This is a genomic window from Nitrosomonas supralitoralis (genome assembly GCF_003011925.2).
GTDB lineage: Bacteria > Pseudomonadota > Gammaproteobacteria > Burkholderiales > Nitrosomonadaceae > Nitrosomonas > Nitrosomonas supralitoralis.
Window position 1 is genome coordinate 66,707 of sequence record NZ_PXXU01000012.1, and the last position, 7,251, is coordinate 73,957.

The window sequence follows — 7,251 nt, forward strand, 5'->3', positions numbered from 1 at the left end:
ATCTAATTAATCATTCAGGCAGGGTAAAAACCTAGATTGCGCATGGGCATGTATCAACCTGCGCGTTGTTTCACTTCTTCCAGCAATCCTTGCTTAACAATAAATTCAACAATTTGATCCACACCTTCACCAGTTTGCAAGTTGCTAAACACAAATGGACGTTCGCCTCGCATTTTTTTTGCATCTCGCGCCATCACTTCCAGATTTGCTCCAACATAAGGAGCAAGATCAATCTTGTTGATGACCAGCAGTGCTGAACGTGTAATGCCAGGGCCGCCCTTGCGCGGTATTTTCTCGCCAGCTGCGACGTCAATGACATAAATGGTTAGATCGGAAAGTTCGGGACTGAAGGTGGACGCCAGATTGTCGCCCCCGGATTCAACCAGAATAAGGTCAAGATTGGGAAAATCGGCCGTCATACGCGCAATGGCCTCCAGATTAATGGACGCGTCTTCTCTGATGGCTGTATGCGGACACCCCCCCGTCTCCACACCCATCAAGCGTTCTGGGGGCAGTGCATTGGCGCGTAATAAAATCTCCATATCTTCCTTAGTATAGATATCGTTCGTAATAACCGCCATTTCGTAACGATCGCGCATTTTTTTGCTCAGCGCCTCACATAAGGCCGTTTTTCCTGATCCTACCGGACCGCCGATACCCACTCGAAGCGGGTTTGATTGTTTATTCACGTGTATTACCTCAAAAATTATGACCGATAAATTCTGCTATATTGTGTTTCGTGCTGCATTGACAGTAATGACAATCCTGGCGCCCAATTCGATAGTTCGTCATCATTGAGCTGCTGCGCACGTAACGATACCTCTTCGATTGTTGCATGCAACGATAAGAGCAGACTTTGCCCGGCAACCTGGCCCAGTGGCACTGATTTAACGCAAACAAGCACTTGATTTTCAACTATTGAGAATAGCATTCCAAGCAGTGCCGCTTCATGGGGCACCCCAAGTGCTTCCGCAGCACATGCAAACGCGGTAGGTAAAGGTATTTCTGCTTGATTTGCTAAAATCGCACGCAGGGAATCATCTGCAATCTTAAGATCCATGATGAGTTTTCCTAAAGAATATCCCATCTGGATAGTTTCCGCACGAAACTCAGTGGTATCACGTGCCGCAATAAAGCACTCGGTCCAGTAACTAACAATTGCCATATCGCGTTCGGCAAATGCTTTAAGCAAACGCCATGCAATCGGTGCTTCAAAGTCTGCAATAATATTTAATGATTCTGAAATCCATGCATGTGCAGAACTTTCATCATGCACAGCGCCCTTCTCGATAGCTGACTCAAGGCCTTGCGAGTATGTGTATGCGCCAATCGGCAGCGATGGGCTTGCTAGTTGCAGTAAACGAAGCAATAAAGTGGATTGCATCATGAATGAATCCTAAGACTGCGGATCGGAAGGTCTGTGAATCTTTTGACGTGCTGGTATGGGCGCAAGCGGACCATGCGCATGATAATGACCATCACCATGGTGATGGTGCCCTCCTCCCCCATAAGCACCCGATTCCGGTTCAAATTGTTCATCTTCTTCTATGACAGAAGCGCCCAATCCTTCCAGCATTTGTTTCAAAACAGTATCTTGATGAATCCGCAAAAAAGCTTCGCCAACCTGAGTTTGCGTATGCCGATTTCCTAGATGAAAGGCGCAACGCAATAAATCATAAGGTGTCTTGCAAGTAATTCGATAAGTGGGTTCATGAGCGGCAATGATCTCTACTACACGTCCGTCATCGCTCCTCAGCAAGTCATTATTGCGAAGTATTGTGCCTCGCACAGTAAAAATTGCCACTTCCTCACCCGATGCAAGCGTCGTCCTGAGTCGGCTGTTCTCGCGCATTTCGTAAGGCAAAACCAGTTGTGCAAACACTGCGTCTGCATGATCTATTTTAGTATTCAGCGTAAGCATTTTATTATTACGATCAGTTATTGTTTTTGTAGCAGCCATCACTGCAATAAATGCTGGGATAGCTGCCCAAAGGTTTAAAAAACTATTCACTCATAGGGCACTTGTTACAAAAGCATAGCAAAAATGCTTCTAGAACAGGAAATAGCGTTGTGCCATTGGCAGCACGTCTTCAGCACCACAAGTCAATAATTTCCCATCAGCACGTACTTCATAGGTTTCCGGATCAACTTCCATCTTAGGTGTGGCATCATTGTGAATCATGTCTTTCTTACGTAAGTTGCGAGTATCTTTGACACCAATTAAATTTTTATCTAGTTTTAATTGATCAACTAAACCGGCATTTAACGCTGCCTGCGAAGCAAAAGTGAAACATGACGTTTTGATCCCACCACCATAGCCACCAAACATATAACGATAATGCATGGGTTGAGGCGTTGGAATTGATGCATTGGGATCACCCATTAATGCTGCAGCGATCATTCCACCTTTTAAGATCATGGAGGGTTTTACGCCAAAGAACGCTGGTCTCCACAGCACCAGATCCGCGTATTTTCCATTCTCTATGGATCCAATCGCATGCGCAACACCATGAGTAATAGCTGGATTAATTGTGTATTTGGCAATATATCGTTTTACGCGAAAATTGTCATTCCTTGAGGTGTCTTCTTGCAAAGTGCCGCGCTGTATCTTCATTTTGTGCGCGGTTTGCCAGGTGCGCAATACAACTTCACCAATACGCCCCATTGCCTGAGAATCTGAAGACATCATAGAGATAGCACCCATATCATGCAGAATATCTTCAGCGGCAATTGTTTCTTTCCGGATGCGTGATTCTGCAAAGGCAACATCTTCGGGGATATTTGCGTGTAAATGGTGGCATACCATGAGCATGTCCAAATGCTCATCGAGCGTGTTGACGGTATAGGGCCGGGTAGGGTTAGTCGACGAAGGCAGAACATTTTCCTGTCCTACCACTGCGATGATATCCGGTGCATGACCACCCCCCGCACCTTCTGTGTGAAAGGTATGAATGGTTCGATCTTTCATGGCAGCAATGGTGTTTTCCAAATAGCCACCTTCATTGATGGTGTCGGTATGAATAGCCACCTGTACATCATACTTGTCCGCAACATTCAAACAATTATCAATGGCGGCATAAGTCGTTCCCCAGTCCTCATGCAGCTTCAAACCGCAGGCGCCGGCAAGAACTTGCTCTTCTAAAGGTGTTGGCAGACTGACATTACCCTTACCAAAAAACCCTGTATTCATTACTAAGCCATCTGAGGCTTGTAACATTGAATGAATATGCCAGGGTCCTGGCGTACAAGTAGTTGCTGCCGTACCGACTGCGGGGCCTGTGCCGCCACCCAGCATGGTGGTTATTCCGTTCATCATTGCATCTTCGGCTTGTTGCGGACAAATGAAGTGTATGTGAACATCAAGTGCACCAGCCGTAACAATTTGCCCTTCGCCAGCGATAATCTCAGTAGCTGCCCCGATAGCAATGGTCACGTTAGGTTGGATATCCGGGTTTCCTGCTTTGCCGATTCCCGCGATTTTGCCGTTCTTGATACCAATATCCGCTTTAACAATACCCCAATGATCAATGATAATGGCATTGGTAATAACAGTATCCATGACATCAGCATGATTAAGTTGTGACTGGCCCATGCCATCCCGAATTACTTTGCCACCACCAAATTTAACTTCTTCGCCGTAGGTGGTAAAGTCTTTTTCAATTTCTATAAAAAGTTCTGTATCGGCTAAACGGACGCGATCACCCGTCGTTGGACCCATCATTTCAACGTAGGTTTTACGGGAAATTTTTACGCTCATTTTTCTACTCCTGTAAAATTATTGCGATACAAACTATTTGAGTTTGCCCATTACTTTTTGGTTAAATCCATAAACGATCCGGTCTCCCGCAAGCTCAACGAGCTCAACGGTTCTCTCTTGCCCGGGTTCGAAGCGGATAGCTGTTCCAGCCATAATATTCAGACGCATACCATAGGCAGCATCCCGGTCAAATTTCATGGCAGAATTAACTTCAAAAAAATGAAAATGGGAACCTATTTGTATGGGACGATCTCCGCCATTGGAGACGGTTAGTTTTTTAGTATTTCTGCCGGCATTTATTTCAATCTCACGCGATTCAGTAAACACTTCGCCTGGAATCATTGGTACTCTCATGACGATCTCCTGTTTTTAATGATTAAACTATCGGATTATGCACAGTCACCAGTTTAGTCCCGTCTGGAAAAGTTGCTTCAACCTGAATATCCGGAATCATTTCGGGAACACCTTCCATGACATCAGCACGAGTCAGTATTTTCTGACCGGCTGTCATCATCTCCGCAACCGTCCGTCCATCTCTGGCACCTTCCAATACTGCGCAGGTGATCAATGCAACCGCTTCTGGATAATTGAGCCTCAAGCCACGCGCCTTACGTCGTTCAGCAATTAATCCGGCAGTGAATATCTGTAACTTGTCTTTTTCTCTAGGCGTTAAGTCCATAGTTTTTCTCCTCGGTAAAATAACATTTCAATTTTTCTAAGTTACTGCAGCGTCTGATTCTTCTAGAAAATCACCTTAAGTCAACGATGTCATTCATCAAGTGTTCCACATACGCGGAACAATTTCAGCACGCCCAAGCATTTCTGGACGAAACAAACCCCATACCCGCAGCATGACGTGCCGTGCTACCTCACTTGAATTTCCTAAATAACGAACTGCGACTATCGATTTAAGTTGAGATATGCCAATCTGACCAACATCTTTTGTGATTTTAGCGGCTTCTTCTCGGGCCAAATCTATTAAAGGTTGAGGGATCGTTTTTCCAGTCAAAATGAGCGTGGCACAGACTGTCTTCCCAGATAATGTTAAAGCACCGCTCATAGCGGAACTCTCACCCTGAAGACGTATTTGCTCAAGCCAGATCATTTTTCCATTTCGTAGAATACGGGTGCGTTGCTTGATTTGTCCACTATTGAATGTTTCACCAAATGCAGTGCGGCCAAAACATAATATTTCACAACCCACATAAAGTGCATCTTCTTCCAGGGTTACTTGATGATCGATTTCTACGTTTGCATTGTTGTAAAAAATAGTTTCCTGGGGCACCCATTCGAGAGCACCGCCTTTGCTTACGTTGATCCTGATTTTTTGCTGTGATGTATGACCGTTCGCTTTGTACCATTTGGCAGCGCCGGGTGTGGTAATTTGCGCATTTGCAGATGCACCTACCTGGGCTGTAATAGCTAATTGATCGCCGCCCACAACACCACCCGGTGGATGAATAATTACCACATGACAGATTTTACGGTCTTCTGGATAAAAAGGTTTCTGTACCAGTAAAGGACCGAAGTGTTCCCGCTCCACTAGACGCGTGGTTCCATCAATTTCCGCAAACTTGAGTGATAACCTGGCTTGAAGTGGTTTGTGATCAGAATTTACAATGGGATCGGATAAAACGGCATTACTTGGCTGCTGAGGATCATTCAGAATAGTAGAACTCCGTTGTTTGATTGCTGATTCTTCTGGGTGAGTGGATAGCAGCATGGTTTTTTATATGAATGAAGCAACGATTCCAGGAAATTTCTAAATCTGTAGTTGGAAAGAGATTTTAAAAACATCAAGTGCGGGTCCTGAGACACCGGGTGCGTAATTCAATCCTTTCATCAACAGATCGCCATGTTGATAATACGCTGAAATACGCGCATTAAAGCCATCGATAATGTAATTCACACCCGTTTCAATTTCTTCTCGATTGCTGCTATTGTTGGGTTGAATGCTGGTAAATCTGCCGTAGGGTTGAAAGTGTCCGATGCCAATTTTAGTTGGCAACATATAAAGACCGGTTACTGTCCACGACTTGCCATCAAACATGCAGAAGCAATCACGATCAGAAAATGCGGCAGTCGAATAGTCAGCATAAAATTGCTTATATTCAGCGTTCAAAGTAGTCACGCCCATATTTCTAGGCAATACTTTCTCAAATAGCAAATCCCCTGTAAAGCCGAGAAAATCACTGCGATGGGCGAATGACCCGGCACCATTCTTTTGGTAAGACATACCAAACGCCAAGGCTAAAATATCACCGGCCTTACCATAATAGGTACTGGAAGTGTAATAGCCGGGATTTTTTTCCGGATTCAGAAAATTATAAGTAATACGTGCGGCTGTCAGAATAGTACCGTTTGGATTGGGTCCCGCTGCAGGCGATGAGTCCAGGCCACGAAAAACTCCCATTGCATATCCCAGTGTTCCAGGAATAATACCTGGCTCTGCATTACCCCAGAAAGTTACGCCGTCATCACGACCATAACGGCCTGCGCCACCATCACCAAATTTAGTACTGAAATCTTGAGAAAAGAAAGGTGTTTTGAATGCATCATGGGTAGCCTGAAAGAAAGGGCCACTTAATTCTCCCCGCTCCGTGGGCGCCAGCATACGCCCTCCCCAGATATTAAAATAGCGGTTGTACTCTAATTTGACAATCGCATCGAGAATGTTGTAAGACATCCTTGGATTATCCCCTGAAGAGGTATTGTTACAGAAAAAACATTCGGTATTGACTTCGAATTTAAGATACTGATTAAATTGCCCATTGAGATAAAGACGCGCATTGTCGTTGCTGTAGATGCCATTGTTCAGATTTCCAGAATTTGCATTTTCGGTCCACAATCCTGTTCCGCGATAACCTGCACCTAAACTGATCCATCTGTATTCATCAGTTTGCACCTTGAGCATCTTTTTAATGGGTGCGACTGCACCCGCCATCGAATGTGCATTCGATGCAAATAAAACAAGAGCACTTATAAGCATGAGCAACAGGAATAAATGCATCCCTATATAATTGACCGTTCTTTTGTTACCGGTATAGAAACCAAGCTGATCAAGAGTGATAAATGACTCCAAATTTGTATTCTTAATTTTCATTTGAAAGTTGTCATTGCTTTTATACATGATGTCGCCCGTCTCCTAATATGGACTTACCCAATTGGCTGGTTAGCCTGTCGATATTGCGCTAATACAAATAACAGGCGGTTCGATTCTCTCACAGAATTTTTGATAATCGTATTTGTTCATACTTTCCATGTATTTCGTATGATTTTTCGAGCAACCACCAACTAACGAGGAGCTTCCACTTAGAAAGATCTCTGCATAATCCCAGATTTCCCGCGTTGTTGAATAAATCGAACTGTCGGTAAAAAGATGGCACATCTGGCATAATTCTGCAGGATTTCACCTGCAGAGAAGCCAATACCTTATAAACACAACGAAAGTCGCCGTCATAAGATCGAAAAATCTCGTTATAAAGTGATGAACT

Annotated in this window: 9 protein-coding genes; all 9 read right to left on the reverse strand. The window is 44.4% G+C overall.

The window, feature by feature from the left end; all coding sequences use genetic code 11:
• Window positions 1–53 precede the first annotated feature (53 nt).
• Window positions 54–689, reverse strand: coding sequence for an urease accessory protein UreG (gene ureG, locus C7H79_RS05890; RefSeq protein ID WP_106706365.1), 636 nt, complete (start codon window positions 687–689; stop codon window positions 54–56).
• A gap of 17 nt (window positions 690–706) precedes the next feature.
• Entirely contained in the window at window positions 707–1,387 is a 681-nt protein-coding gene (locus tag C7H79_RS05895) for an urease accessory protein UreF (RefSeq protein ID WP_242447163.1), read from the reverse strand.
• Between the two features lie 9 nt (window positions 1,388–1,396).
• Window positions 1,397–1,921 (reverse strand): urease accessory protein UreE, encoded by a 525-nt coding sequence (ureE, locus tag C7H79_RS05900; RefSeq protein WP_106706373.1) that lies wholly within the window; start codon window positions 1,919–1,921, stop codon window positions 1,397–1,399.
• Between the two features lie 129 nt (window positions 1,922–2,050).
• Complete coding sequence (gene ureC / locus C7H79_RS05905) at window positions 2,051–3,757, reverse strand: urease subunit alpha (protein ID WP_106706366.1); 1,707 nt, start codon at window positions 3,755–3,757, stop codon at window positions 2,051–2,053.
• 33 nt (window positions 3,758–3,790) lie between these two features.
• Window positions 3,791–4,099: an urease subunit beta gene (locus tag C7H79_RS05910; protein ID WP_106706374.1), complete on the reverse strand. Its 309-nt coding sequence runs from the start codon at window positions 4,097–4,099 to the stop codon at window positions 3,791–3,793.
• Window positions 4,100–4,133: 34 nt separating this feature from the next.
• A complete protein-coding gene (locus C7H79_RS05915; protein ID WP_106706367.1) occupies window positions 4,134–4,436 on the reverse strand; it encodes an urease subunit gamma in 303 nt (100 codons plus the stop codon).
• 96 nt (window positions 4,437–4,532) lie between these two features.
• Complete coding sequence (locus C7H79_RS05920) at window positions 4,533–5,480, reverse strand: urease accessory protein UreD (protein ID WP_106706368.1); 948 nt, start codon at window positions 5,478–5,480, stop codon at window positions 4,533–4,535.
• A 39-nt stretch (window positions 5,481–5,519) separates the two neighbouring features.
• Complete coding sequence (locus tag C7H79_RS05925; protein ID WP_242447164.1) at window positions 5,520–6,887, reverse strand: hypothetical protein; 1,368 nt, start codon at window positions 6,885–6,887, stop codon at window positions 5,520–5,522.
• Between the two features lie 91 nt (window positions 6,888–6,978).
• A partial coding sequence (locus tag C7H79_RS18545) for a hypothetical protein (RefSeq protein WP_206781767.1) occupies window positions 6,979–7,251 on the reverse strand: 273 nt, incomplete at its 5' end.